This window comes from Pseudooceanicola batsensis HTCC2597 (assembly GCF_000152725.1).
Taxonomy (GTDB): Bacteria; Pseudomonadota; Alphaproteobacteria; order Rhodobacterales; family Rhodobacteraceae; genus Pseudooceanicola; species Pseudooceanicola batsensis.
Map to the genome: position 1 here is coordinate 2,671,956 of NZ_CH724131.1, position 25,087 is coordinate 2,697,042.

At 67.5% G+C, this 25,087-nt stretch carries 19 protein-coding genes and 1 tRNA gene; 9 read left to right on the forward strand and 11 right to left on the reverse strand.

The window, feature by feature from the left end; genetic code table 11:
• The first annotated feature begins 19 nt into the window (after positions 1 to 19).
• The 5 genes from OB2597_RS16860 to OB2597_RS16880 are packed head-to-tail and all read left to right on the forward strand — an operon-like array spanning position 20 to position 5,593.
• Complete coding sequence (locus OB2597_RS16860) at positions 20 to 907, forward strand: FkbM family methyltransferase (protein WP_084658853.1); 888 nt, start codon at positions 20 to 22, stop codon at positions 905 to 907.
• Positions 908 to 955: 48 nt separating this feature from the next.
• The gene (locus OB2597_RS16865) at positions 956 to 2,125 is read left to right on the forward strand and encodes a glycosyltransferase family 4 protein (RefSeq protein ID WP_009806821.1); all 1,170 of its coding nucleotides are present in this window, start codon (positions 956 to 958) and stop codon (positions 2,123 to 2,125) included.
• Positions 2,122 to 3,150 (forward strand): glycosyltransferase, encoded by a 1,029-nt coding sequence (locus tag OB2597_RS16870; RefSeq protein WP_009806822.1) that lies wholly within the window; start codon positions 2,122 to 2,124, stop codon positions 3,148 to 3,150. The genes OB2597_RS16865 and OB2597_RS16870 overlap by 4 nt, the downstream gene beginning before the upstream one ends.
• A complete protein-coding gene (locus OB2597_RS16875; protein WP_148234755.1) occupies positions 3,131 to 4,393 on the forward strand; it encodes a hypothetical protein in 1,263 nt (420 codons plus the stop codon). The genes OB2597_RS16870 and OB2597_RS16875 overlap by 20 nt, the downstream gene beginning before the upstream one ends.
• A gap of 39 nt (positions 4,394 to 4,432) precedes the next feature.
• Positions 4,433 to 5,593 (forward strand): hypothetical protein, encoded by a 1,161-nt coding sequence (locus OB2597_RS16880; protein WP_009806824.1) that lies wholly within the window; start codon positions 4,433 to 4,435, stop codon positions 5,591 to 5,593.
• Positions 5,594 to 5,599: 6 nt separating this feature from the next.
• On the opposite strand, the gene OB2597_RS16885 is transcribed toward OB2597_RS16880, so the two are convergent.
• From OB2597_RS16885 to OB2597_RS16910, 6 genes are read right to left on the reverse strand one after another with little or no spacing between them, the layout of a single operon-like run.
• The gene (locus tag OB2597_RS16885; protein ID WP_040609419.1) at positions 5,600 to 6,730 is read right to left on the reverse strand and encodes a DegT/DnrJ/EryC1/StrS family aminotransferase; all 1,131 of its coding nucleotides are present in this window, start codon (positions 6,728 to 6,730) and stop codon (positions 5,600 to 5,602) included.
• Positions 6,731 to 6,735: 5 nt separating this feature from the next.
• Positions 6,736 to 7,623, reverse strand: coding sequence for a sulfotransferase family protein (locus OB2597_RS16890; RefSeq protein ID WP_009806826.1), 888 nt, complete (start codon positions 7,621 to 7,623; stop codon positions 6,736 to 6,738).
• Positions 7,620 to 8,213 (reverse strand): sugar transferase, encoded by a 594-nt coding sequence (locus OB2597_RS16895; protein ID WP_009806827.1) that lies wholly within the window; start codon positions 8,211 to 8,213, stop codon positions 7,620 to 7,622. Before OB2597_RS16895 ends, OB2597_RS16890 begins: the two co-directional genes overlap by 4 nt.
• A gap of 6 nt (positions 8,214 to 8,219) precedes the next feature.
• Positions 8,220 to 9,362: a non-hydrolyzing UDP-N-acetylglucosamine 2-epimerase gene (gene wecB, locus OB2597_RS16900; protein ID WP_009806828.1), complete on the reverse strand. Its 1,143-nt coding sequence runs from the start codon at positions 9,360 to 9,362 to the stop codon at positions 8,220 to 8,222.
• Positions 9,359 to 10,483 (reverse strand): polysaccharide biosynthesis C-terminal domain-containing protein, encoded by a 1,125-nt coding sequence (locus tag OB2597_RS16905; RefSeq protein ID WP_009806829.1) that lies wholly within the window; start codon positions 10,481 to 10,483, stop codon positions 9,359 to 9,361. Before OB2597_RS16905 ends, wecB begins: the two co-directional genes overlap by 4 nt.
• The gene (locus OB2597_RS16910; protein ID WP_009806830.1) at positions 10,480 to 11,538 is read right to left on the reverse strand and encodes an SDR family NAD(P)-dependent oxidoreductase; all 1,059 of its coding nucleotides are present in this window, start codon (positions 11,536 to 11,538) and stop codon (positions 10,480 to 10,482) included. Before OB2597_RS16910 ends, OB2597_RS16905 begins: the two co-directional genes overlap by 4 nt.
• A 155-nt stretch (positions 11,539 to 11,693) precedes the next feature.
• Here OB2597_RS16910 and OB2597_RS16915 point away from each other — a divergent pair, with 155 nt between their 5' ends.
• On the forward strand, positions 11,694 to 12,803 hold the full coding sequence (locus OB2597_RS16915; RefSeq protein ID WP_009806831.1) for a THUMP domain-containing class I SAM-dependent RNA methyltransferase: 1,110 nt from the start codon (positions 11,694 to 11,696) through the stop codon (positions 12,801 to 12,803).
• Here OB2597_RS16915 and OB2597_RS16920 read toward each other — a convergent pair.
• The gene (locus OB2597_RS16920) at positions 12,800 to 14,353 is read right to left on the reverse strand and encodes a gamma-glutamyltransferase (protein WP_040609420.1); all 1,554 of its coding nucleotides are present in this window, start codon (positions 14,351 to 14,353) and stop codon (positions 12,800 to 12,802) included. The two genes, OB2597_RS16915 and OB2597_RS16920, sit on opposite strands and share 4 nt — an antisense overlap.
• A gap of 9 nt (positions 14,354 to 14,362) precedes the next feature.
• Complete coding sequence (locus OB2597_RS16925; RefSeq protein ID WP_009806833.1) at positions 14,363 to 15,766, reverse strand: FAD-binding oxidoreductase; 1,404 nt, start codon at positions 15,764 to 15,766, stop codon at positions 14,363 to 14,365.
• 127 nt (positions 15,767 to 15,893) lie between these two features.
• Between OB2597_RS16925 and OB2597_RS16930 the strand changes: the two genes are divergently transcribed.
• Positions 15,894 to 15,970, forward strand: a tRNA-Met gene (locus OB2597_RS16930).
• Between the two features lie 249 nt (positions 15,971 to 16,219).
• Here the strand turns inward: OB2597_RS16930 and OB2597_RS21050 are convergent.
• From OB2597_RS21050 to OB2597_RS16945, 3 genes are all read right to left on the reverse strand, one after another.
• Positions 16,220 to 19,624 carry a GAF domain-containing protein gene (locus OB2597_RS21050; RefSeq protein ID WP_009806834.1) on the reverse strand — a complete coding sequence of 1,135 codons (3,405 nt, stop codon included), beginning with the start codon at positions 19,622 to 19,624 and terminating at the stop codon, positions 16,220 to 16,222.
• Between the two features lie 339 nt (positions 19,625 to 19,963).
• Complete coding sequence (locus OB2597_RS16940; protein WP_009806835.1) at positions 19,964 to 20,605, reverse strand: YjbF family lipoprotein; 642 nt, start codon at positions 20,603 to 20,605, stop codon at positions 19,964 to 19,966.
• Positions 20,602 to 22,716: a YjbH domain-containing protein gene (locus tag OB2597_RS16945; protein WP_040609896.1), complete on the reverse strand. Its 2,115-nt coding sequence runs from the start codon at positions 22,714 to 22,716 to the stop codon at positions 20,602 to 20,604. The genes OB2597_RS16940 and OB2597_RS16945 overlap by 4 nt, the downstream gene beginning before the upstream one ends.
• 224 nt (positions 22,717 to 22,940) lie before the next feature.
• Between OB2597_RS16945 and glmM the strand changes: the two genes are divergently transcribed.
• Entirely contained in the window at positions 22,941 to 24,281 is a 1,341-nt protein-coding gene (gene glmM / locus OB2597_RS16950) for a phosphoglucosamine mutase (RefSeq protein ID WP_040609421.1), read from the forward strand.
• Positions 24,282 to 24,291: 10 nt separating this feature from the next.
• The gene (locus tag OB2597_RS16955; protein WP_040609898.1) at positions 24,292 to 25,080 is read left to right on the forward strand and encodes a metallophosphoesterase; all 789 of its coding nucleotides are present in this window, start codon (positions 24,292 to 24,294) and stop codon (positions 25,078 to 25,080) included.
• Positions 25,081 to 25,087 lie beyond the last annotated feature (7 nt).

Sequence of the window (25,087 nt, forward strand, 5' to 3'; positions counted from 1 at the left end):
CGGGCGGGAACCAGGTCGCATGATGCAAAGGTCTGAGTTGGAAGAGCGCATGCAGAGGGCGTTGCGCAGGTTTGGCGGCAGTCGCACCAAGCGCCTGTTGCGGCATCCGTACAGGTCCCTCGCTCCTCTCGTCGACCGGCGCCTCGGGCGCAGCCGCCCCGCCACCTGCCCCACCTTCTACGGCGCGGAGTTTCACGGTGTCCTCCCCGAGGCCGTCACGACGCAGGTCTGGCGCACCACGGTCTATTCCCCAGACGTCTGCCGCGCCCTGATCCACATGCTGAAACCCGGCGACACCTTCATGGACATCGGCGCGCATTTCGGCTTCTTCTCGCTCTTCGCCTCGCACCTTGTGGGAGAGACGGGCCGGACCGTGTCGGTCGAGGCGATGCCGGGCACCTTCGCCGTTCTCAAAAGGAACATGCAGACCGCCGAGGCCGATGGCCGGGCGACCCTGTTCAACGTCGCTGCCGCCGACACCGAGACGACGCTGGTCTTCAAGGATTTCGGCATCGTCGCATCGAGCCTGAACACGGCCTTCGAGAACCGCGGGGCGTCGTCGCTGATCCGCACGCCCAAGGATGTCACCGTGACCGCCCGGACCGGCGACGCGCTGCTGCGCGAGGCCGGGGCGCGGCCCGACCTGATCAAGATCGATGCGGAGTCGTCCGAGCTGCTGGTCCTCAAGGGGCTGGAGGAAACCATCCGCGAGCACCGGCCGGCCCTGGTTCTCGAACTGGGTGACGACCCCTCGGCGGCCGACCCGCAGACCCCCAGGATCTGGGAGCGGCTGACCGGCCTCGGGTATCGCCCGGTTCACTTCGAAGGGCCGGACCCTTCCGATATCGGGCTGGACCGCGCATTGCGCTACGCCAATGTGCTTTTCCTTCCGGACAGGAAAGACTGACGGTTCCGAAATGGGGCGAACCTGCGCAGCACGTGATCGGGGCCGGTCTTGAAAATCCTCTTCTCGCATCGCTTCTTCTGGCCGGATACCGCGCCCTACGGCACGTTCCTGCGCCGGATCGCCGCGCATTGCGCCGCGGCAGGTCACGAGGTGTCGGTCGTCTCAAGCAGACCCTCCTACAACATGACCGAGACCACGGCCCCGGCGCGCGAGACGCTCGAGGGGGTCGATGTCGCCCGGGTCTGGGTTTTCGCGCGGGAGAAACGCTCGATCCTGCTCCGTCTGGCCAATGTCGTGATCTATTGCGCGCGGCTGTTCTTCCGGATCCTGCGGGAACGGCCGGACGTGGTCACCGCCTCGACCTATCCGCCGGTGGTCGCCGCGATGAGCGCGGCGCTTGCGGCCAAGCTGGTCGGTGCGCGGTTCGTCTATCACCTGCAGGACATCCACCCCGAGGTCTCGCGCCTGTCCGGCAGCGCCCTCGGCCGGTTCCCGGTCTTCGGATTGCTGCGATGGCTGGACACGCTCACGCTGAGGATGGCGGCGCGCATCGTGACCCTCTCGGACGACATGGCCGAGACGCTGCGACAGAGGGATGCGCGCCTGGCCGGGAAGATCCGGATCATCAACAACCTCTCGCTGGACGAGGGCAGGGCGCCCGTCCCGGCCCCGCGCGAGGACGGCCGCTTCCGCGTGATCTTTGCCGGCAACCTCGGGCGGTATCAGGATCTGCCCCTGGTGGCGGCGGGGATCGCCCGGCTGTTCGACCGGCATCCCGAACTGGAGCTCTTCTTCCTAGGGAACGGCGCGCTCGAGCGGGAGCTGAAAGAGAGCTGGGGCGATCACCCGCAGGTGCGGTTCCACCCATTCGTCCCCTTCGACGAGGCGCGGGCGATGCTGGCGGAGTCGGACCTCGGAATCGTGTCGATCATGCCGGGTCTCTCGGCGGTGGCCTACCCCTCCAAGCTCCTGACCTATCAGAGCCTCGGTCTTCCGGTGCTCGCGATCGTGGATCCGGACAGCCACATCGCGCGGGATCTCGCCGCGACTGGCGCAGGCGTCGTCGTCCGGGACCGCAGCGAAGACGCTGTCGCCGCCGCGGTGGAAGAGGCCATCGCCGCGCCACAGCTGCGCGCGAAGGCTCTTGCCCATGCGGCCCGGCACGACGGTCGGGCGGTGCTCGATGCCTGGACGGCCCTGATGGATGAATTCGCGTGACCCGCGTGCTGGTCATCAACGATGCCGCGCAGGAGAGTTCCACCGGGCATCTGTTCGAGGCGCTGGCCGCGGCGTTGCGGTCGCGGGGTCACGCCGCCGAGGTGGTGCATGTGGCCTCCGCGTCTTCGGGCAAGGGCAGGGCGGCGCGGTTGCTCCCTCCGTCGCGGGACCTCAGAAGGGCGATCCGGCAGGCGGACGTGCTGGTGCTTCACACGTCGGTCGTCTTCAACGCCTGGGACATCCTGATCGCCCGGGCGACCGGCACGCGTATCGGCGTCATCTACTGGGACAGCTACCCCGAAAGCTTCAACGCGGTGGAGCGTCGGACCTCGGGACCGGTCGACAGGATCTTCGGTGCGGCCGAACGTTTCCTGCTGCGGCGGAGCGACGTGATCCTGCCGCCGTCCGAGGACTACCTGCCGCACCTCGCGCGGCTGTTCCCGCGCAGCCGGGTCCGCGTGCTGCCGATGTGGCCCTTCACGCCGGTCACGGCCTCCGCGACCGAGGCGCGGCAGCGCGACAGGGTCGAGATCGGGTTCGCCGGGGCGGTCAACGCGATCCGCGGGCTGGACCACGCGGCCGCGGTGCTCGGGTCCGCGTCGCGGGCGCCGGTCGCCCTCCATACCTACGGCAGCGACGCGCCCGAGCTCGGCCTGCCCGAAAGCGGGGCTCACGTCACCCATGTCCACCACGGTTTCATTCCGCAGGACCGGATCATGGCGCGGCTGGCCACGCACGATTTCGGTCTGGTCTCGCTGCACCCGGCGTTCGGGCTGCCGGCGTTCCCGTCCAAGACCCTCTCGTATCTTTGCGCCGGCCTGCCGATCCTGTATGTTGGACCGCGTCTGGACCACTACGAGAGGATACTGGCCGAGACGGGGATCGGTACGACCCTGCACGAGGGGGACCGAACCGATCTGGGACAGGTGGCCGCCGACCTGCGGGCGGACATGCCGGAGGCGCAGGCGCGTGCGCTCGATCTCTTCGGACTGAACGAGGCACGACTTGCTGATATTCTACAATAGCTGGGTGCTGTTCACGCTGGCGCTCTACTACTACGGTCCCGTCCCGTGGACGAGCAGCGGCGAAGGGCTGGTCGCTGTCGTGGTCCTGTCGGCGCTGCTGTTCTTCAATCTCGGGTCGTATTTCGGACGCCGCCTGCCGGCGCTGAGCAGCCAGAGCTTCACCTTCCTCGACGGGCGCAACAACCGCTGGCTGCTCGCGTCGGTCTTCGTGTTGCTGAGCGCCTTTCACACCTACGACATCACGGGCCGGCTGCTCTTTGATCCGACGGCCTATTCGACGGACTTCAATCTCGTCTATCAGCAGTTCCTCGAGAACCTGGACGAACGGACGTCATCGCTCGTCTCGCAGCTCCTGCTTCTGCTCAAGGCCGCGCTGATGCCGGCGATCATCCTGGTCATGGTGATCGCGTTCAGAAAAGAGAACCTGCTGATCGCGCTGATCTTCTTTCCCTTCGCCGCCTCGAGCATGCTGCGCAGCACCGACAAGGAAACGGTGGATCTGATGCTGTTCCTGTTCGTGCTCTACTACTACCACGGCCTGCTGCAGAAACGCTTCCTCCGTGTCGCGGGGCTCGTGGTGCTGATCCTGGTACTGTTCTACGCGCGCAAGCTGGCCCGGTTCGAAGACGTCGATCTCCAATGTCTGCCCGGCTCGCCCGAAGCCTGTTTCAACTTCAACAACTGGCTGTCCACGCAGGTGTCGCCCGGCCTGGAGTTTATGAGGATCATGTTCACCAACTACCTGACGCAAGGCTACGAGGGGATGGCCCGCGCGCTCCATATCCCGTGGGAATTCAACTGGGGCCTGGGGCACATGGCCCCGGTAAAGGCGCAGATGTGCCGCGTGCTGGACGTGGCCTGCGACCTGAACGGCTTCGCGGACAAGCTGCCCGACCGTGGCTGGGACACCCGGTTCAAGTGGAGTTCCGTCTACACCGCCCTTGCGAACGATTTTCACTGGATTTTCGTACCGTTCTACACCGGTACGCTCGGCGTCCTGTTCGGCGTGTCCGAGAAGTCGTGGCGCAGGAACGGAGATCGCCTTTCGCTTGCGTGTCTCCTGCTCATCACGCTGTTTTTCGTCTACAGTTCGGCCAACATGCAACTGGCCGTCTCGCTGGAATGGACGGCGGTCTACCTCGTGCTCTTCGTCTGGCAATGGGCCCGGATCCTCAGCCGCGCCCCGGCAACGGCGCATTATGACGGACAGTACGCCGGTTCGTCCGTGACGTCCCGCATATGATGGCGGCCTCCGTCCAGCCATACCCGCCCGCGAACTGACATGTCGCTGCTGAACCGATCCTCGGCCATCGGCCTGGCCATGCTGCTGCGCGCGGGGCTGATGCTGGTGATCTCGGCGATGGCCTACAGGACGCAGGCGCCGGAAGATGCCGCCGCCTTTTTCCAGTGCATCTATCTTCAGGCGATCGCCATCGCCTTTCTCTCGGCCAGCGGCTTTTTCCGGGTCCAATCGAAGCGGTCGGAGGACGAGGTCAGTTCCTATCTCTCGGCGATGACCCTGCTGGTCCTGCCGTCCGTCGCCCTTCCCCTCTCGGTCGCGCTTCTGGTCGACGAATACGCCGCTCGGCTGCCCGAGCTGCTGATCGCCTGGGTCGGCGCGGTGGCCACCGCCTATGCCGCGCCGATCTCGGCCATCGTCATGAAAAGCCGCGGGCCCTTCGCCGCCTTCCTGCCGGCCTGTGCCGCCGCCGTCCTGGCGCTGCTCACGCTGCTGTTGGTGGGCGATGCCGGGGCGGGCCGGCTGACCCCGTACCTCGCGCTCAGCGGGTTTCAGGTGACGAACATCCTGCTTCTGCTGGCGAGCGACCGGAAGGCGGTCCGCACCAGGCTGCCGGGCCTGTCGCGGCTGCGCGCCGGGTTGCCTTGGGACAATATCCGCGAGGCCTTCGTGGTCGGTGCCTGCAACGTGCTGAACATGCTTCTGGTCTTCGCGATCCGCGAGGCCTGGGCGGAGCGGGCCGGGGCGGATATCGCGGCGGCGGTCTTCCTGACGCTGCGCATCTCGGATTCCGCAATGCAGCTGTTTCACATGGTCCTGTCGGGCCATCCTGTCATCACGCGGCTGATCGCCGGGAGGTGGTCGCTGCGGGCGCAGGTGGCGATGACCGCGCTGTCGGTCGGGGCCCTTCTGCTGCTGGGAATGAACGCGGCGGCCCTGGGCGCGATCGCCTTCGCCGTGGCCGCGCAGATCGCCCTCGATGTCTCGCGCTACCCCTGGTCGACCGGTTTCCTGTACCAGATGGCGCATTTCGACCTCAGGAACTACGTGATCTTCGTGGTTCTGCAGCCGGTCATCGCGCTGCTCCTCGCCTTCGTGCCAATGGCCCGGGGGGCGCCCGAGGGGCTGATGATCTTCATGGCGATCAGCGTGAGCATCGGCGCCGTCATCTCGACTTTGCAGGCGCGGCGGGCGGCGCGCTGAACAGGGTCAGCCGCGCTTGAGCAACTCGGCGACGCGGCCGATCACCTCGTCCTGTTCGTCGCGGGACATGTCGCTGCCGGAGGGCAGGCACAGGCCGCGTTCGAAACAGTGTTCGTCAAAGCCGCTGCCCTTGTAGGAGGTCCCCGCGAACAGCGGCTGCATGTGCATCGGCTTCCAGAGCGGGCGGGATTCGATCTCGTGCCGGGCCAGCTCTTCTCGGACGGTCTCGCGGTCCGCGCCCTCGCCCGCGGCGGGGAACAGGCCGGCGGTCAGCCAGCGGGTCGATCGGTAGCCGGCGGGCTCGGGCATGAACGCCACGCCGAGGGGTTCGAGCGCTTCGCGATACCTTTCGAAGATGGCGCGGCGGGTGGCCACCCGGTCGTCCAGCACGCTCATCTGGCCGATGCCGATCCCGGCGAGGATGTTCGACAGGCGATAATTGTACCCGAAGGTGCTGTGCTCGTAATGCGGCGCCGGATCGCGGGCCTGGGTCGAGAGGAACCGCGCCTGATCGGCGACCCCGGCGTCGCGGGTGACCAGCATGCCGCCGCTGGAGGTGGTGATGATCTTGTTGCCGTTGAACGACAGGATCGCGGCGTCGCCGCCCGATCCGCACTTGCGGCCCGCGCGATATTCGCCCCCGAGGCTTTCGGCGGAATCCACCACCAGCTTGACGCCGTATTCGGCGCAGATCTCCTCGAGCGGGTCGAGGTCGGCGCTCTGACCGTAGAGATCCGTGGGCACGATCGCTTTGGGCAGCCGTCCGGCCCGCGCCGCCGCGGCGAGTTCCTCGCGCAGCAGGCCGGCATCGACCGTCCAGCTGGTCGGATCGAGGTCGAAGAAGACCGGCGTCGCGCCCATGTAGAGCACGGGGAATATGCCGCCCGCGAAGGTCATGGACGAGATCCAGACCTCGTCGCCGGCGCCGACGCCGACGATCCGCAGCGCGAGGTGAAGCGCGGCGGACCCCGACGAGAGGCCGACACAGTGCAGACCCTGACCCAGGTATTCCGCCACGTGCTCTTCGAAGGCGTTGAGCTGCGGGCCGACGGGGGCGACAAAATTGCTGTCGAAGGCCTCTCCGACATGGACCCTCTCGCGGCCCGACATGTGTGGTCTCGACAGGTAGATTCGCATGGGGGCTACTCGCTTGCGGACCGCGCCGCGTCGGCCCGGTCGATGATGGTACGAATGTCCGGCGGCAGCGAGCCGCCCAGGGCGCGGCCCTTGCCCACCGAGCCGCGCCGGACGGTCGCGGCGGCGGTGGCGATTTCCTCCGAACGGGCGGGGGCGCCCAGCCAGGCGGTGATCCGCTCCAGGGTCGGGGCCGGGTCCTGCACGAAATCCTCGTAGGCCAGGTCCAGGACCTTGCCCTCGGGCATTTCGGCAAAGGCGGCGCGGCTGCGCCCGACGCAGGCGGCCCACTGGCGCGCGACGATCTCTTCCAGCGGGGCGCCGGCGTGATCCTCGATCCCCGCGAAACGCGGTCCCCACGTCCCCAGATGATCGCGGCGACCCATGCGCACGGCGATCCTGTGCCGCAGGGCCGAAAGCGCGTAGCGGGGCAGGTCGCTGGCGGGGGCATAGCGCGCCTTGGCCAGGAAATACGGCAGGCGCGGCAGTTCGAATTCCCCGCGCCAGCGTTTCTGTGCCGAGGCCACGACATCGTAGCCGTCGCGCCGGATGTGGATGTAACGCGCCTCGGGCAGGACCCGGTCGACGAAGGGGACGCGCAGGCTGTTGGCGCAGGTCTTCTCCACGACGAACGGCGCCCGCCCCTGCTGTCGCCAGATGCGGGCGAAGGCATTGCGGATGTACCGCCGGACGCCGGGGGTGGCCTTCTCGGGCGGGATCTCGTCGTTCGGATGGTCGAGATTGCCGTGCCGCCAGATCGGGTTGATCTCGTCGCAGGGCCAGGTGAGGAACTCCGGCAGCGCGGTCAGGGCGTCGCGCAGGGCGTTCGTTCCAGACCGTCCGGCACCGATGATCACCACCGGCGTGAAGGCGAGGGGGGAATCCCGGTCCGTCATCGGCCAAACACCGTCCGGATGATGATGCGCAGGTCGTCGCGAAAGCGCCAGTTGCGCAGGTAGTGGAGGTTGATGCGGACCTTGTCGGGCCAGAGGACCTCGGCGTTGAAACGCTCGGGGTCCTCCACGCCGGCCAGCAGCCCCTCTTCGTCGCGGTACTTGAGCGTGGCGGGGCCCGTGATACCGGGTCGCAGCGTCAGGATCGCCCGCTCCTCGCCCTCGAGCCGGTCGAGAAAGCCCGGCACGTCGGGTCGGGGGCCGACAAAGGACATGTCGCCCTTGAGCACGTTCCAGAGCTGGGGGAGTTCGTCGAGTTTCCACCGGCGGAACCTGGCGCCGAGCGGCGTGATCCGGGCATCGCCGCGCACCGTGACGGTCGTGCCGCTGCCGACCCGCATGGTGCGCAGCTTGAGCACGCGGAACAGCCTGCCGTCCTTGCCGACGCGTGTCTGAAGGAAGAACCCGCTTGCCCGGGTATCCACGCTGGCCGCGACCCAGGCGACCAGAATGACCGGCCAGAGCAGCGCAAGGCCGACCGCCGAAAGGGCGATGTCGAAGGCGCGTTTTCTGATCCGGTCGGCCCGCGTCATGTCACGTCAGTTGACCCGGATCCCGTCCCACTGATTGGACAGGCGGGCCGAGCCGAGGATCAGGTTCACGACGCGTTCCGAGGTGTTGGCGATGCAGTAGTCGGCCGGCACGGGGTGCTCCTGGCCGGCGGCGGTCCGTTCCTCGAAGGCCTGGGTGATCGCGGCGATGCCGTCCATGATCGTGTCCGGGTGCAGCCCGGTCATGATCAGGCATCCCGTATCCAGCCCCTCGGGCCGCTCGATGGCATCGCGCGGCGTAATGGCGGGGAAGCCGAGGATCGAGGATTCCTCGGCGATGGTCCCGCTGTCCGAGATGGCGCAGAAGGCTTTCATCTGAAGGTGGTTGTAGTCGTGAAAGCCGAAGGGCTTTGCGTCGCGCACCAGCGGATGAAAATCCATGCCGAGCGCGTCCAGACGCTTGCGCGTCCGGGGGTGGGTCGAGACGATGACCGGATAGCCATGGGTTTCGGCGATGGTGTTGAGCGTTTCGACCAGGGATCGCAGGCGTTCGGGGCTGTCGACATTCTCTTCGCGGTGCAGCGAGACGATGAAGTATTCGCGCGGCTTCAGCTCCAGCCGGGCAAGCACGTCCGACGCCTCGATCCGGTCGCGGTAATGGTCCAGAACCTCGCGCATCGGGCTGCCGGTCAGATAGATGCGGCGGTGGTGGATGCCCTCGGACAGAAGATGCCGGCGGGCATGTTCCGTGTAGACCAGGTTGAAATCGGCGATGTGGTCGACCAGCCGCCGGTTCGTCTCTTCCGGCACGTTGCGGTCGAAGGAGCGGTTGCCGGCTTCCATGTGGTAGACGGGGATCTTCATCCTCCGGGCCATGATGGCAGAGATGGCCGAGTTCGTGTCGCCGAGGATGACCACCGCGTCGGGCTTGCCATCGGCGATGACCTTTTCGGTGGCGGTCAGGATCCCGCCCAGCGTCTCGCCGAGAGAGCCGCCGCCGACGCCCAGGAAATGGTCGGGTTTCCGCACGCCGAGATCCTCGAAGAAGATCTCGTTCAACTCGTAATCCCAGTTCTGGCCGGTATGGACCAGCAGGTGATCCGTGTAACGGTCCAGGCGCGCCATCACGCGCGAGAGGCGGATGATCTCGGGGCGGGTCCCGAGAATGGTCATCACCTTGAGCTTGCTCATGTCAGCACCTTGTCGGCAAAGGTATCGGGATTGGCCGGGTCGAACAGGTCGTGGGTCCAGAACAGCGTCAGCAGGTCGCTGTCGCCCACGTTCTCGATCGAATGGGTGTGCAGGGTCGGCATGTCCACCGGCGCGGGGCTGTCGCCCGAGACCCGGTATTCCCAGACCTCGTCGGTCAGCACCTTGCGGATGCGGATCACCGCCTCGCCCTGGACGACGAGGAACCGTTCCACCTTGCCCAGGTGGAAGTGATCGCCGCGGGTGATGCCGGGCTTGGTCGTCGACAGGAAGGTCTGGCCGCCGCCCCCGCCCTTGACCGCCTCGAAGAGCGTGCCGCGCGCATCGGTGTTGAGCCTGAGCGGGCGGGGCCACTGATCGGGGTACGACGCCGCGCGATAGCTGTTGAACAGTGCCAGGTCGAAGGGATCCGAGAGATCGGGATAGATGTTCGCCGTGTAGCTGTCGTGGAACGCCTGGAGTCTGGCGTAGAGGTCGGGAACCGTGATCGGCCTCGGCTCGGGCTGGAGCCGTCCGGTGATCCCCTCCTCGATCGCGCCGATGGCCAGGTCGGCCACCGCTCCGGCATAGAGCAGGTTCACCCGCCCCTCCGGGTTCACCTCGGGCGTTTCGCCGGCAAGGATCCGGTCGATCAGCGTGGCGGTGACGTTGTTGTAGAAGGGCCGCGCGCCTTCGCCGAAGATATGCGGCAGGACGAGGTCGGTATAGCGGCCCGCGAAGGCGTCGAGCGTTTCGCCCGCGATGCGCTTGGACCGGCCATAGGGCGTGTCGGATGCGGCGTGGGTGGAATTGGCATAGACGACATGCGGATCGGAGCCGGCGGCGCGGCAGGTCGCGGCCAGGCGCTGCGCGATGGCGGGGTTGGCGGCCTCGACCTCGTCATCCGGCGCACGGTTCACCCCCGCGAAATGCAGGATGCCATGGGCCCCGGTCACCGCCTCGTGCAGCCGGGCGTCGTCGTCGAAGGCGGCGTGATCCAGCGCGACGATGTCATAGGGCTCGGCCTCGCCCCGGAACCGCGCGGCGCAGTTGGCCGCGTGCAGTCGCGCATGGCTGTGCCAGCCCAGCAGGCCGCGCGCGCCGGTGACGACGATCCGCTTCATGCAGCGGCCTCTTTCGACGCGGCGAGTTCGGCCCGGATCTCGGGAAGGGTGACCAGCAGGTCCTTCACCTCGTCCACCGTAAGCTGGCGGGTGTTGTGCGAGTGATAATCGCCCTGCTCGACCACGTGCTGATCGCCCTCGCTGAAATACGGCTTGTAGTTCAGGTCGCGGTTGTCGAGGCGGATGCGGTAGTAATCCCCCATGTCCTCGGACTGCGTCAGTTCCTGCGCGCTGGCCAGCGTCTCGTAGAGCTTCTCGGCATGGCGCCAACCGATGATCTCGACCGGGTGGTCCGGCGCGCCGAAAAGCTGTTTCAGCGCCTCGACAAGGTCGGCGATGGTCGAGGCCGGGGCCTTCTTGATGAACAGGTCGCCCTGCTGGGCGTGGGTAAAGGCGTACTTGACCAGCGCCACGCTGTCCCGCAGCGGCATCAGGAAGCGGGTCATCGTCGGTTCGGTGACGGTGATCGGCTTGCCCGCGCGGATCTGCCGGACGAACAGCGGAATGGCCGAGCCGCGCGAATACATGACGTTGCCGTAGCGGACGCAGGAGACCGTGGTCGCGGCCCCCTGGCCCAGTTCGCGCGCCGCCGCCTGGGCCGTCTTTTCCATCATCGCCTTGGACATGCCCATGGCGTTGACCGGAAACACCGCCTTGTCGGTGGACAGGCAGACCAGGCTCTTCACCTCGGCGGCGATGGCGGAGCGGATGACGTTCTCGGACCCGACGATGTTCGTGCGCACGGCCTCGAGCGGAAAGAACTCGCAACTCGGCACCTGTTTCAGCGCGGCGGCGTGAAAGACGCTTTGCACGCCCTGCATGGCGCGGGCGACGGATTCGCGGTCGCGGACATCGCCGATGTAGAAGCGGATGCGCTCGTCCCGCAGCTGGTTGCGCAGCGCGTCCTGCTTTTCCTCGTCGCGGCTGAGGATCCGGACCTCCTCGACGCCCGAGGCCAGAAGGTCGTTCAGCATGGTCTTGCCGAAGGACCCGGTGCCGCCGGTGATCAGGACTTTGCCGACGCTTTCGCCGATTCCGCTGGTGGTCTCGCTCACTGGTCACCTATGTCTAGTTCGTCATGCGTGGCGGATCGCCGGTTCCGCCGTTTCAGTAGCCGATTGAGCTTCGGTATTGAAGCCCGCCATTTGGCTTTCCTCCTCGGTTGCGGGCGGGCATGGCCGTGCGCGGGGAAAGCAGGTAAGGCAGTGAAATGACGACCGAACCGACCGAGATATTCCTTGTCTGCAACCCCGGCCTCGAAGAGGTTCTGCGGGACGAGGCGCAGGAGCGCGGATTTGCCGACCCGCAGGCGGTGCCGGGGGGTGTCACGATCGGCGGCGGCTGGCCGGAGGTCTGGCGCGCCAATCTCGAGATGCGGGGGGCGACCCGGGTTCTTGCGCGGATCGGTTCGTTCCGGGCGTTCCATCTCGCCCAGCTCGACAAGCGGGCGCGGAAGTTTCCCTTCGGCGAGGTGCTGCGCCCCGATGTTCCGGTCAGCGTCGAGGCGGTGTGCCGCAAGTCGAAGATCTACCACGACCGGGCCGCCGCGCAACGGATCGAGAGGGCGTTGACCGAAACGCATGGCATCACCGTCGCCAAGGCCGCGCCGGTGCGGATCATGGCCCGGATCGAGGATGACCTGGTGTCCTTCAGCGTCGACACGACCGGAGAGTCCCTGCACAAGCGCGGACACAAGGCCGCCGTCGGCAAGGCGCCCATGCGCGAGACGCTGGCCGCGCTGTTCCTGCGGCGCTGCGGCTTCACGGGGGCGGAGCCGGTGGTGGACCCGATGTGCGGGTCCGGCACCTTCGTGATCGAGGCGGCGGAAATCGCGCTCGGGCTTCAGGCCGGGCGGTCGCGGGCCTTCGCCTTCGAACAATTGGCGGGATTCGATGCCGCGGCTTTTGCGGCGCTGGCGAAAGAGCCTGGAACAGGGCCGGATTTGCGGTTCTTCGGCTCGGACCGCGATGCCGGCGCCATCGCCAACAGCCGGTCCAATGCAGAGCGGGCGGGCGTCGCGGCGGTGACCGAATTCCTCCAGGCGCCCATCAGCGATCTGGCCCGCCCCGAGGGGGGTCCCGGCCTCGTCATCATCAACCCGCCCTATGGCGGCCGGATCGGCAACCGCAAGATGCTCTTCGCGCTCTACGGCAGCATGGGCGAGGTTCTGAAGGAGCGTTTCGGCGGCTGGCGCGTCGGGATCATCACCGACGACGGCGGCCTGGCCCGGGCCACCGGCCTGCCGTTCCACATGGGCGAGCCGCCGGTGGATCACGGCGGCCTGAAGGTCAGGCTCTACCGGACCGATCCGCTGGGCTAGACGTCATCCTCGCGCAGGGCGTCGGCCCAGGGCGACATGACTTCGGTACAGCCGGCGTTCCGGCCGTCGATCCGGTGTACCGCCGAGGGACAGGCCCAGGCGAAGGGATAGGTCATGTTCGGCCGCGCCTCGGTCCGGTGTCCCGCGCTCAGGGTCTCCAGAACCTCGCGCGGCAGGGCCGCGTCGGCGATCAGCACCTCGCCCGAACAATCGATCCGGGGATGATGGAACGCCTCTTCCAGCGACATGCCGGCATCGGTCATCATCGTCGCAAGCTGCGCCACCGCCCCCATGATCTTGCGCCCGCCCGAAGCCCCGACGGCGAAACCGCCCGAAGGCTCACGCACGATGGTCGGACAGATGTTCATAAGGCAGGGCTTGCCGGGGGCCAGGGAATTCGGTTTCCCAGGTTCGGGATCGAACCACATGATGCCGTTGTTCATCAGAAGACCCGTCGACTGCGACAGCGTCCGGCTGCCGAAGATCGACAGCAGGGTCTGCGTCAGCGCGACCATGTTGCCATGTCGGTCGACGATCGAGAAATGGCTGGTGCAGGCCGGGCTGCCATGGGTTTCACCATCATGGCCCATGGTGGCAAGCCGGTGCTCGTACGCCCCGAACAGAGCGTCCGCCATGGCCGGCACGTCGAGGTGGCCGGAGACGGGGAGACGCGCGAAGTAATCCGCCAGGGTGGGTCCGGCGGTCAGGCCCGGCATGGCGTGGATGCGGGCAGCGCCCCGGTCCAGGCCGAGCGGTTCGTGGAACGCGGCGACATAGTTCCGCAGATCGTCGCGCGAGAGCGATCCGCCCTTTCCCTGCACATCCGCGACCAGGGCGGCGGCGATATCGCCCTCGTAGAAATCCCGCGCGCCCGCCTCGATCAGCCGGTCGAGCGTGGCCGCCATCCCGGAAAAGTCCAGCCGCTGCTGCCTGGTCGCCGTCCAGCCGCCGATGCGCGGCCACGTGCCATCCTCGAGAAAGATCGCCGCAAGGTCGGGATCCTGCGCGATCAGTCGTGCCGACGAGGTCGTGAGCAGCGCCGAATACCAGTCTGCAAGCGGACCTGCCCGGGCGATGTCGCGGGCCGGTGCCAGCAGATCGCCCCATGGCATGGTCGCGAAGCGCCGATGCGCCGCCTCCATCCCCGCCACCATCCCGGGGATGGCGATCGCCGTCGCCCCCACCACGTTGCGGTCGTCCTCAACCGAGGGCCAGGGAAAGAGGTCCGAGACCCGGCCCTGACCGGTCAGCGGATAATCGGCCGGGTCCAGCGCCGCCGGAGAGACCATGCCGAAGTTCAGCGCATAGGCCTTCTGCTCGTCTTCCCGCCAGATCAGCATGGCGCCGCCGCCGCCCGGGCCGCTCATCCAAGGCTCGACCACGCCGAGGGCGAAGCCCACGGCAATCGCGGCATCGACCGCGTCGCCACCGTCCTTCAGCACCTGAGCGCCGACCCGGCTGGCCTGGCTGTGCTGTGTCGCGACCACCCCCAGATCCGTCTCTGACACGCGCTTTCGGGTCTGTTGCGTCGTTGAAAAGTTCGTCTGCACGGGCTCCTCCTATTCCGGCGGAAGCAGCTTCCCCGGGTTCATGATGTTCAGCGGATCGAGCGCCCGCTTGATCGCCCGCATCGCGGCGAGCGCGGCGGGATCCTTGCGGCGCGCCATCGAGCTCAGCTTGGCGGTTCCGATCCCGTGTTCGGCACTGAACGAGCCGCCGAGATCCAGCACGATATCCTCGACCCGCTCCATGATCTCGTCCTTGCAGGCTGGATCCTCGGACGTGGGCCAGACGGTGTAATGCACGTTGCCGTCGCCCAGATGCGCGACGACCGTCGTCCCGGCGCCGGGGTCCACCTCGCGCAGGACGGCATCCGCGCGGGTGAGAAAGGTCTCGACCCGGTCGAGCGGGACGGCCACGTCGTTGGTGATCCTGTTCGGCCGCAGCGACGCGACCTCGGCCGCGGCTTCGCGCCGGGCCCAGAGCTCGCGCCGCTGCGCCTCGTTCCGGGCGACGACGGCATCGGCGATACGGCCCTCCTCCAGATACCGGCCGAGAAGCTCCTCGAGATCGGCGACGATGGGAACGGCACCGGTCCCGTCGGGTGTGCAGTCGCGCGGGGCCAGCGCGCCGATCTCGATCAGGATATTGACCGGATGGGGGCGGTCGAAGGGTCTGCGGTGCGCGGGATCGAGTTTGAGGTAATCCGCGACATAGCTGTCCGGCATGTATTCGAAGGCCTCGACCAGACCGCCGGTCTCGCGCTGCACCTCGTTCAGCAGGGGAAGCGCATCCGAGAGGTTCTCCATCCCGATCATGGCGGTGGCATAGGCCCCCGGCCTCGGCCTGAGCTTCAGCGTGGCCGCGGTGATCACGCCCAGCGTCCCCTCGGCGCCGATCAGCAGGTGGCGCAGGTCGTAGCCCGAGTTGTTCTTGTGCAGCCCGCTCATCAGGTCGACGATCTCGCCATCGGGCAGAACGGCCTCGAGCCCGAGGACCAGATCGCGGGTGTTGCCATGGCGCAGCACGTTCGACCCGCCGGCATTGGTGCCGAGAAACCCGCCGACCCGCGCCGACCCCTTGGCCCCGAAGGTGAGCGGAAACACCAGCCCCCTCGCTTCGGCCGCGTCGTGGATGTCCTGCAGGATGGCGCCTGCCTCGACCACGGCGACCTGGGCATCGACGCGGATCTCGCGGATCGCCGCCATGCGTTCGAAGGAGAGGATCACCGCCTCGCCCACGCCCGCGCCGCAGAGGCCGGTCCGGCCGCCGACCGGGATGACGGGGAACCGCAACTCGTTGGCCAGTTTGACCACCGCGGCGACCTCGGCAGTATCGGCGGGGCGGACCACGGCCAGCGGCTCGGCCCGGCGCATGGCCGAGATATCCACCGCATAGGGTGCCGCGTCCGCGCCGCGCAGCAGGTTCTTCTCGCCGACGATGGCGATCAGTCTGTCGATCATCCGGCTGTCCTCCCAGACTGCGGATGATGCGACCTGCGTCCGCCGGAGGCAAGAGCCGCCCGGCCGCGGACGTCACGGGTTTTCGCGCTTGACCTGACCTGCGGCTTCGCCTAAACGGCCCCGGTCTGGCGGAGTAGCTCAGGTGGTTAGAGCAGCGGAATCATAATCCGCGTGTCGGGGGTTCAAGTCCCTCCTCCGCTACCAGACTTTCCTGAAACGAGTTGATCATCGCCACCCTTGCAGGGGTTTGGTCCTGCGTGTGGAGAGCATGCCCGGTGGCAGGATGGCAGAGCCGCATCGTCAGCGTGATCCGGCCGCATTGCTGGGACGGTGAATCCGGCGCAGGCCTCGAGCGTGTCGACCATCTTCGATTACCCCAACGGCTTCTGCAAAACTGCTCTGCAGAGACTCGGCGCTGGACGGAAAAGCCTCTCCGGGGCGCGGCGCCTCCGGTCAGCGACCGGCGCCGCGGGTCAGGGCGGCCGAGAGGGCGGCGATGACGCGGCCGGGCGCCAGCGGTTTCTCGATCCGCGGGATGTTCTCCAGCCCCGGGGGAGTCGAGATACTGTCGGAATAGCCCGTCGCGAAAACCAGCGGGATGCCGCGCGCCTTCAGGGCGCGGGCGGCGGGCCAGACGAATTCACCGCCCAGGTTGACGTCCAGCACGGCGGCGTCGACATCCTCGGTTACCGCGAGGCGCAGCGCCTCGGGCAGGGTGCCGATGGGCCCGGTGACGTCGCATCCGGCAGAGCGCAGCGTCTCGGCCGTTTCCTGCCCGACGAGGTATTCGTCCTCGACAAGCAGAACCCGCTTCTCGTGCAGCGAGCCGGGCTCACTCGGAATCGGCTGCGCCTTCTTGCGGCGCTTCGGGGTGCCCTTGCCCGTCCGGGCGCGCACCCTCTTGGTCGGGAGGTCGATCAGCGCCCGCAGCCCTTCGCGGGCGAAATCCAGCGTCACCTCGCCCGACAGTTCGTGCCTGAGCGTCTGTTCGATGAGGGTCGAGCCGAAGCCGCGCCGATCCGGTGCGGCAAGGATGGGCGGCCCCCCGCTCTCCACCCAGCGGAGAGTCAGGCGCTCGTCCTCGTCCGATCCGGAGAGGTGCCAGTCGATCCGGACCGAACCCTCGGGCCGCGAGAGGCCGCCATATTTCGCCGCGTTCGTGACCAGTTCGTGGAAAGCCAGGTTCAGTGTCTGGGCCGCCTTCGGGGTCACTTTCAGATCCGGCCCCTCCGCCACGACGCGCCCCCTTCCCCGGTAGGCCGCGATCGCGGTGTCGAGGACCTGGCCGAACTCGGCCCCCCGCCAGCGGCTGCCGGCAAGCAGCGCGTGCGACCGCGCCAGCGTGTTGATCCGCCCGACGAGACGTTCGGCCGCGTCGGAACTGTTCGCCGCGCCACGGCCCAGGCTCTGCCGCGCGATGGACTGCACCACGGCGAGGATGTTCTTCACCCGGTGATCGAGTTCGGCCATCAGCATGTTCTGATGGTCTTCCGCATGTTTGCGTTCGGAGATGTCGGTAAAGAGCACCGCGACGTGCAGCCCCTCGGGGTCGCCGATCGGAAAGGCGTAGACCTCGAACCAACGGCCCAGCATGTCCGACTTCTGCTCGAAACGGACCGGTTCGCGGGTGCGGGCGACGCGGCCGTAGTTCTCGTACCAGTGCTCTTCCAGATCCGGCGCCGCCTCGCGCAGCCAGCGGCCCAGGATCTCCTGCGGGAAGCCGGTGTGCTTGTAGAAGGCCGGGTTCGCTTCGAGAACCCGGTAGTCGGACCGTCCCCCGTCCGTGTCGAAGCGGAACTCGGTGACGCAGAATCCCACGTCGATGGCTTCGAAGAGGGCGCGATACCGTTCCTCGCTGAAGCGCTGCGCCGCCTCTGCCCTTGTTCGTTCGCCGGTGGTCCAGATACGTTCGCTGACCGCTTCGATCAGGGCGACCTCGTCGGGCGTCCAGCGCCGGGGACGGGCCGAGACGGCGACGAGCGACCAGAGCGGCGTGCTTTCGCCCCGTCTCAGGGTCGCGGCGACGAACGCTCCGAGGCCGAGTTGGCCAAGGCTCTCCCGGTCGATCTCCGACAGGCTCTCGTCGCGCGGGACATTGTGCAGGACCATGGTCTCTTCCGATGCCATCCGCAGCGCATCGGAAAAATCCGACAGCCTGACCGACGCGGGAAGCGGAGGTACGCGGTCGTTGCCCACCTGACAGGCGATTTCCCCCTTGTCCTCGTCCAGCCGGAAGACACAGACATAGCAGCGGTCGGTGCCCAGCTTGTCCGACAGCATTTCCAGCGCAAGCTCGGCCTGGGCATCCGCGTCGGATTCGGCCCGCATCGCATCGCTGAGTTTCAGAAGGAATCTCTGGCGGTCCTCGCCCTTGCGCGCGTCGGATTCGGACTGCGTCCGTTCGATCAGTTCGGCGGCCTGCCGGGCGAGCACGTCGAACAGGGCAAAGTCGGCTTCCTTCAGGGGGCGCGGTGTCCGCCAATGGGTCGAAATCATGCCGATCGGTTGTCCGCCGCGCGTCGCCAGCGGGGTGGATTGCACCGCGCGGAGGCCGGATCTGAGATAGTGCTCGAGATCGTCGGTCCCTTCCATGAAGGCGCTCGCCTCCACATCCGGCACGAGAACCCGTCGGCCAAGGCGAAGCGCCTCGCCGCATGTGCTGGCGGAACCGGCATCCACGGACTGCCAGAAGCGTGCGGAGTCGGGGTGAAAGCCCCGGCTGGCCGCAAGCTCGAGCCGGTCGCCGGTGGAATCGAGAATCTGGATGCTGGCGCCGTCCGACCCCATCACCGCCGCGGCGACCTCGACGATCCGGTCGAACAGCGCCTGCGGATCGTCCGCGCTGATCAACAGACCGCTCAGCCTCTGGATCAGTTTCGCCGCCTCCAGTTCCTTGGCGAGCCGCTCTTCGGTGCGGACGCGTTCCAGCGCCGTCTCGGTGCGGGTGGCGACCTCCGCGATCAGGGAAATCTCCTCGGCGGTCCAGTCGCGCGGTTCGGCAGCCCGCACCGCCAGACCGGCGCTCGGCGCGCCATCGCGAAAGACGGGAACGGCGACGCAGGCGCCGCGCCCTCCGTCGCCCGCCGACGATCGGGCATCGTCCGGACCCGGCGCGACGAGGGGTCCGCCCGCTTCGGCCGCGCGATCCATGAGACCCTGCCAGAAATCGTCCTCCGGCACCTGCGGGGCAGAGGCCGAAGAACCCCGGCTATAGACCCCTTCGATGCGTCGGCCGCCCGCGCGCATGTCGCAATAGACGGCATGGTCGGCGCCGAGGTGCTCGGCCAGCAGGCGCGACACCTCGGTCGTTTTCGTCAAGGCCGGGGCCTGCGCACGCAGCGTGTCCGACAGATCGAGAAGCAGGCGTTCGCGCGCCTTCCGGTGCCGGACCTGCTCGGCCGCCTTCAGCGCCGCGGTGGTTTCCTGCGCGATGTTCAGGATTCCGCCGACGGTCCCGTCGTCCAGCGGAATCGGATTGGCCGTAAAGCTGAACCACGCCTCCTCGATCATGCCTTCGCGGTCGAGCCGCACGAGCTGATCTTCGGCGGCGGCAGCGCCATGTCCGGCCAGAACGCTGTCGAGCACGGGGCCGATCTTGTCCCACGTTTCGGCGAAGACCTCCCGCGCCGGACGGCCGAGCGCGTCCGGATGCCTGGCTCCGATCAGCCGGCGCCAGGCATCGTTGTAAAGCAGCACCAGGTCGGGCCCCCAGCAGATCCCGATGGGTGCCGCCGCGCCCAGCATCACGTCGACTGCCGTCCGGAGGGGCCGCGGCCAGCTGTCGACCGGACCGAGCGCCGTGGCGCTCCAGTCGTGGCTGCGGATGCGCCCGCCCATTTCACCGCCGGGTCCCGTCATCGTTCGTTCGTCATTCGTCATTATTATCGTGTGTCGAAAGAATCGCTGACGCTCACATTGCCTGACCGAAGAAGGAAAGTCTGCGCCTTTGCGGGTGCGCGTTCGTGTCTCCACGACCTCCCGCCATCGATGGTCTGGGGCGTAGGAGATCGTGGACCGAGGGGGGAACGGCGCAATCGGCGGTCCGGTCGGAGGTCACGCGACACGGGGGCCTGGCGACGGAAGCCTTCGTTGCGATCCCCGGGCGCCGGTTCTCGCTGCCGCGCCCTTACCCATGCGTGCGGAGAGGCTGTGGCGCAAAAATAGTTTAACGTTAAACTATTTCTGTCTCCGGCCGGCTCAGCCGAGGTCTTCGATCAGGTAGGATTGCAGGCCGGGGCTGATCCATTGCACCGACACGGCGATGCCGCCCGCGCGGTTCAGCGTGTACCGGTTGGTGAAACTGGCCGTCGGCCCCTCGCACCGTTCCAGAACCTCGCCCGTCTCCGCGCGGGAATAGGCGCAGTCGAACCGGTGGTCGACCAGCTGGTCCTCTCCGTCGAGATAGGTGTGAACGCGCACCGCACGTCCCGATCCCGCGCGGATCCGCGCCAGAACGCCCGAGACATCCGCGCTCATCAGGTCGTTGCCCAGCCCGCGCGAGGCGATCAGGATGCCGCGCCGCAGGCTGAAGCTGATCTGGTCCGGGGTCATGTAGGTCCGGACCTCGCCGTTCTGCGCGAACATCGTCAGGATCGACGAAACCGGAACCCGCTGGGAACTGGCCAGAAGCAGCGGCTTGTTCCCCGTCTCGGCACGGAACTCGGGCGTGATCGCCGCGCGCAACTGGTCGCGCGTCGGCGGGCTCTGGTCGTCGCCCTGCGCGAACCGGGCCGTCAACTGCTTGTAGAGCGCGGCGCCCGCCTTCGGCTGCGACGTATCGTTGCCGCAGGCGGCGAGGGCCAGCACCAGAGCGGCGGCCAGAAGGCGCAGAGAGATCATCGCCAGAACCTCCCCCAGGTCTTCTCCAGCTCGGGCTCGTGGTAATCCCGGACCCGCTCGTAAAGGCGCCCGTCGACCTGCACCCGCGCGCCGCCGTCGCGCGACAGCGGCTGAAGCGTCGCCTTGTATGTCTTGCCGGTCGGGCGGCCGAGAAAGTGATCCAGCGGCACCTCGAAGCGCAGGCCCTTGTCGAACGACCCCTCGCCGAAATCGCCGAAGGAGACATCGGTGAAGGTCGCATAGGCGCCGATCTTCCAGCCGTTGGCGAATTCGCGATCCAGCGCCACCGTCGCGCCCCAGTCGCCGGCCAGATACCGGCCGGCGTCCACCTGGCCGTGAAACCCGTTGCCGAAGTCGAAATAGGCCGAGGCATGACCCGTCAGAGTGCTGTAGCCTCGCAGGCCGAAGCCCTGGTCGAAATCGCGCTGCCGGACATAGTTCATCTCGACCCCGAAGGCGAAGCGGCTGTCCACCGGCTTCCAGAGCACCTCGCCCGAGACGCCGGCATACATCGGTTCCAGGTAACCGGCGGTCACGCGCCCATACAGGTTCTCGCCCGGCCGGAAGTACGAGGCGAGCGTCAGACGCGTCAGCGCCGTGTCGGCCTTGGCATAGCGCCCGGCGTCCGACCTCACACGCGGCAGGGTCGAGGGATCGAACCGGGTTGCGCCGTCGCGGTTCCCCACCAGCCGCTGGTCCACCTGACCGGACAGCACCAGACCGGGCGCGATGGTGTAATCCGCCTTCGCCCGCAGGCCGACATCGACGCGCGCGGGGCTGTCCGGGTCGAAGTAGCTGGCCTTGAGATAGGGGCCGAGCGACCAGCGGAACCGGGGGAACTGGTCCTCTATCAGATCCGCACGGGACGGCCCCTCGACCTGATCCTCGATCCTGGCGCGGGCGAACATCCGCCACGCCCCGTTCGGGTCGTGTTCCAGCGCCTCGAGATCGCGGCGGCGGATGACCACGGCCGAGGCCGGGATGCCTTCCACCATCGGCACGATGCGGAAGGTCTCGACCGAACTGGGCGTCGCCTGCGTCATCACCCGCGCGGTCCGGCCCAGTGCCTCGGCGCGGGCGATGTATTTCTCGTTGCGGATAAAGACCGTGGCCTGCCGCCCCTCGAGCCGCACCGCCTCGACCAGGATGCCGTCCTGGGCGAGGATCTGCGCCAACCCTTGCCGCAGCGTGCTCTTGAGCGAGTCGTTCGTCGTCCATCCCAACGCGGCGGGCGATTGCAGGTCGCGCACCTTCACCGGGATCGGCGCTGATCCGGCCCCGCCGGGGACCGAGCCGTGCCTGGGGTTGAGCCGAAAGTTGAAAGCGACCCCGACCGTGTCGCCATAGAGATAACTGAGCTGGACGTTCGCGCCCTCGGCCAGCTTGTAGTCGATGCCGAAGTTCAAGGGCGACCGATGCGAGAAGAGAGACCGCCCCGCCGCCGTTTCGAAGGAATAGGCGTCCGAGGAATACTCGGCCTTCAGCGTCAGGCGGTCGGTCGGCGCATAGCTGATCCCGCCGAACAGCGCCGCGTCGCCGCGGAACCACTTGCCGGCCTCGACCTGGCCACCCGTCCCGGTGAACCCGCCGGGTCGCGAACGGAACCGGGCATCGATCGCGCCGAGCGGATTCGAAAAGCCGCCGTAGGACCCCAGGCGCCCCCAGCCGATCCCGCCGGTCACCTTGAGCCCCGGCGCCAGCGTCTTGGTGGCGACGAGGTATTCGCCGGAATAGAGCCCGGTGCCGATGAAGTCCTGGAAACCGACCGCGACGGCGGGCCTGTACCGTCCTTCGTCGACGAAGCGGTATCGCAGATCGAACGACCGGTCGTAAATCTCGGCGCCGGTGGTGGTATTGAACCGGTCCATCCGCCCGTAGCGGAAGCTGCCCGACAGTCGCGGCGTGATCTGGAACGTCATCGTCGCCCGCGTGCCGCCGGGGAAATAGGACAGGGTGGTGGCCAGTTCCGCATCCTCGGCGCTCTCGGCCGTGGGCATGTCGATCAGGCCGGGCACGCCGTAGACGTTGTAGCTGACGGATTTGCGCTGCTCGGTCGAGGACGCCGTGGACGTGGCGACGAGGGCGGCGAGACTCGCAAGGGCCGTGGACATGAATTTCGTCGACTTCCGCACGCCGCCGCGCTCCACCTCGATGTTTTCGGAACCCTAGTCGCTGCAACCCCCGCGGGCAACGCCGGTTTTCCGACCTGTCGCCCGACCGTCACACATCCCGGCCCGATCCGAAAGCCCCGGCGCCCCCGGGCGGGTCAATCTGGACTTGGTCCGCCGCCCGGCGTAACAGGGTTCACCACGCGTATCAGTTTTCGGAGTAACGCATGACCCGTTCATTGTTCGGCACGGATGGGGTTCGCGGCCGCACCAACACGCACCCGATGACGGCCGAACTGGCGATGAGACTGGCCGCAGCCGCGGGCCGCTTCTTCCGCCGCGACCAGCAGGAGCACCGGGTCGTCATCGGCAAGGATACGCGCCTCTCGGGCTACATGCTCGAAAACGCGCTCACCGCCGGCTTCACCTCGACCGGGATGAACGTCTTCCTGCTCGGGCCGGTGCCGACGCCGGCCGTGGGCTTTCTCACGCGCTCCATGCGCGCCGATGTCGGCGTGATGATCTCGGCCAGCCACAACCCGGCCGAGGACAACGGCATCAAGTTCTTCGGCCCCGACGGCTTCAAGCTCAGCGACGATGCCGAGACCGAGATCGAGCGCCTGATGGAGGCCGGCGTCTCGCTCGCCCATCCGCAGCGCATCGGTCGCGCCAAGCGGATCGACGACTCGGGCTCGCGCTATGTCGAATACGTCAAGACGACCTTTCCGCGACAGTTCCGGCTGGACGGTCTGCGTATCGTCGTCGATTGCGCGAACGGAGCCGCGCATCGCGTCGGCCCTTCGATCCTGTGGGAGTTGGGCGCCGACGTCATCCCCGTGGGAACCAGCCCCAACGGTCTGAACATCAACGACAAGTGCGGATCGACCCATCCCGATCTGGCGGCGGCCAAGGTGCTGGAAACCCGCGCCGACGTGGGGCTCTGCCTCGATGGGGACGCCGACCGGCTGATCCTGATCGACCAGAACGGCCAGCGGGTGGACGGCGACCAGATCATGGGCCTCATCGCCTCGCGCTGGAAGGAGGACGGTCGCCTTGCCGGCGACACGCTGGTGACCACGGTGATGTCCAACCTCGGGCTCGAGCGGTTCCTCGAGAGTCGCGGGATCGCCATCGAACGCACCAAGGTCGGCGACCGCTATGTGGTCGAGCGGATGCGCCAGGGCGGCTTCAACCTCGGCGGAGAGCAGTCGGGCCATATCGTCATGACCGATCACGCCACCACGGGCGACGGCCTCGTGGCCGCGCTTCAGGTCCTTGCCGCGATGGTCGAGACCGGCGCCCGGGCCAGCGATCTGCTCCGTGTCTTCACTCCGATCCCGCAGGTCCTGCACAACGTGCGCTACGCCAGCGGGACCGAGCCGCTGGACCGCGACAGCGTCCGGCAGGCCATTGCCGATGGCGAGAAGAAGCTGGGCACATCGGGCCGTCTCCTGATCCGCAAGTCCGGCACCGAGCCGCTGATCCGCGTGATGGGCGAGGCCGAGGATCAGGACACGCTCCACTCCGTGCTCGACACGATCTGCAGGGCCGTGGAACACACGAATTGAGCTGTTGCAGATGGTTCTGAAAAAACTGAAATCCCTGTTCGCGGGCACACCCAACAACCCGCGCGTCCTCACCGCGCCGCAGAACGCGGGCGAGACCATCCTCGCCCCCGATCGTCCCTTCTGCGCCATTGGCGACGTGCACGGCCGGATCGACCTGCTCGACCCGCTCTATCGCCGCATCCGGGCAGAATACGGCGCCGACATTCCGGTGATCTTCCTGGGCGACAATGTCGATCGCGGGCCGGATACCGCCAGTGTGCTCGAGATGATCCACGATCTCGCGCGGACCGACCCATCGGCCAACATCTCCCTCATGGGCAACCACGAGACGATGATGCTCGAATTCATCGACGATCCGGCGGGGCAGGGCGCGCGCTGGCTCACTTTCGGCGGGGTCGAGACCCTGCAGAGCTACGGCATCGCCGTTCCGGCCCGCCGTCCGGATGCCGAGGATGCGATGGAGGCCGCGGACCGCCTCGAATCCGCGATGTCCGCCGGCTTGCAGGACTGGCTGCGCGGCCTGCCTGCAGTCTGGTCCACGGGCAACGTCCACTGCGTCCACGCCGCGATGGATCCTGCCGTTCCCCCCGACCGGCAGAAGCCCCGGGTCATGATCAACGGCCATCCCGAGTTCCTCACCCGGGCCCGGAGCGATGGCGCGACCGTCGTGCACGGCCATACGGTCATGGCCGAAGCCGCGATCTGGGAGGGACGGATCTCTCTCGATACCGGGGCCTACTACTCCGGTCGATTGTCGGCCGCCCATATCGACCGCGACACCTGCACCTTCCTGTCCTGAACCCGTC

What these genes read in the sequence shown, in the direction of transcription:
- OB2597_RS16860 (WP_084658853.1), top strand. Translation starts at nt 20, where the DNA reads ATGATGCAAAGGTCTGAGTTGGAAGAGCGCATGCAGAGGGCGTTGCGC.
- wecB (WP_009806828.1), bottom strand. Translation starts at nt 9,362, where the DNA reads ATGAGCAAGCTCAAGGTGATGACCATTCTCGGGACCCGCCCCGAGATC.
- OB2597_RS16945 (WP_040609896.1), bottom strand. Translation starts at nt 22,716, where the DNA reads ATGTCCACGGCCCTTGCGAGTCTCGCCGCCCTCGTCGCCACGTCCACG.
- OB2597_RS16955 (WP_040609898.1), top strand. Translation starts at nt 24,292, where the DNA reads ATGGTTCTGAAAAAACTGAAATCCCTGTTCGCGGGCACACCCAACAAC.
- OB2597_RS16940 (WP_009806835.1), bottom strand. Translation starts at nt 20,605, where the DNA reads ATGATCTCTCTGCGCCTTCTGGCCGCCGCTCTGGTGCTGGCCCTCGCC.
- OB2597_RS16885 (WP_040609419.1), bottom strand. Translation starts at nt 6,730, where the DNA reads ATGCGAATCTACCTGTCGAGACCACACATGTCGGGCCGCGAGAGGGTC.
- OB2597_RS21050 (WP_009806834.1), bottom strand. Translation starts at nt 19,624, where the DNA reads ATGACGGGACCCGGCGGTGAAATGGGCGGGCGCATCCGCAGCCACGAC.
- OB2597_RS16905 (WP_009806829.1), bottom strand. Translation starts at nt 10,483, where the DNA reads ATGAAGCGGATCGTCGTCACCGGCGCGCGCGGCCTGCTGGGCTGGCAC.
- OB2597_RS16925 (WP_009806833.1), bottom strand. Translation starts at nt 15,766, where the DNA reads ATGATCGACAGACTGATCGCCATCGTCGGCGAGAAGAACCTGCTGCGC.
- OB2597_RS16880 (WP_009806824.1), top strand. Translation starts at nt 4,433, where the DNA reads ATGTCGCTGCTGAACCGATCCTCGGCCATCGGCCTGGCCATGCTGCTG.
- OB2597_RS16890 (WP_009806826.1), bottom strand. Translation starts at nt 7,623, where the DNA reads ATGACGGACCGGGATTCCCCCCTCGCCTTCACGCCGGTGGTGATCATC.
- glmM (WP_040609421.1), top strand. Translation starts at nt 22,941, where the DNA reads ATGACCCGTTCATTGTTCGGCACGGATGGGGTTCGCGGCCGCACCAAC.
- OB2597_RS16915 (WP_009806831.1), top strand. Translation starts at nt 11,694, where the DNA reads ATGACGACCGAACCGACCGAGATATTCCTTGTCTGCAACCCCGGCCTC.
- OB2597_RS16895 (WP_009806827.1), bottom strand. Translation starts at nt 8,213, where the DNA reads ATGACGCGGGCCGACCGGATCAGAAAACGCGCCTTCGACATCGCCCTT.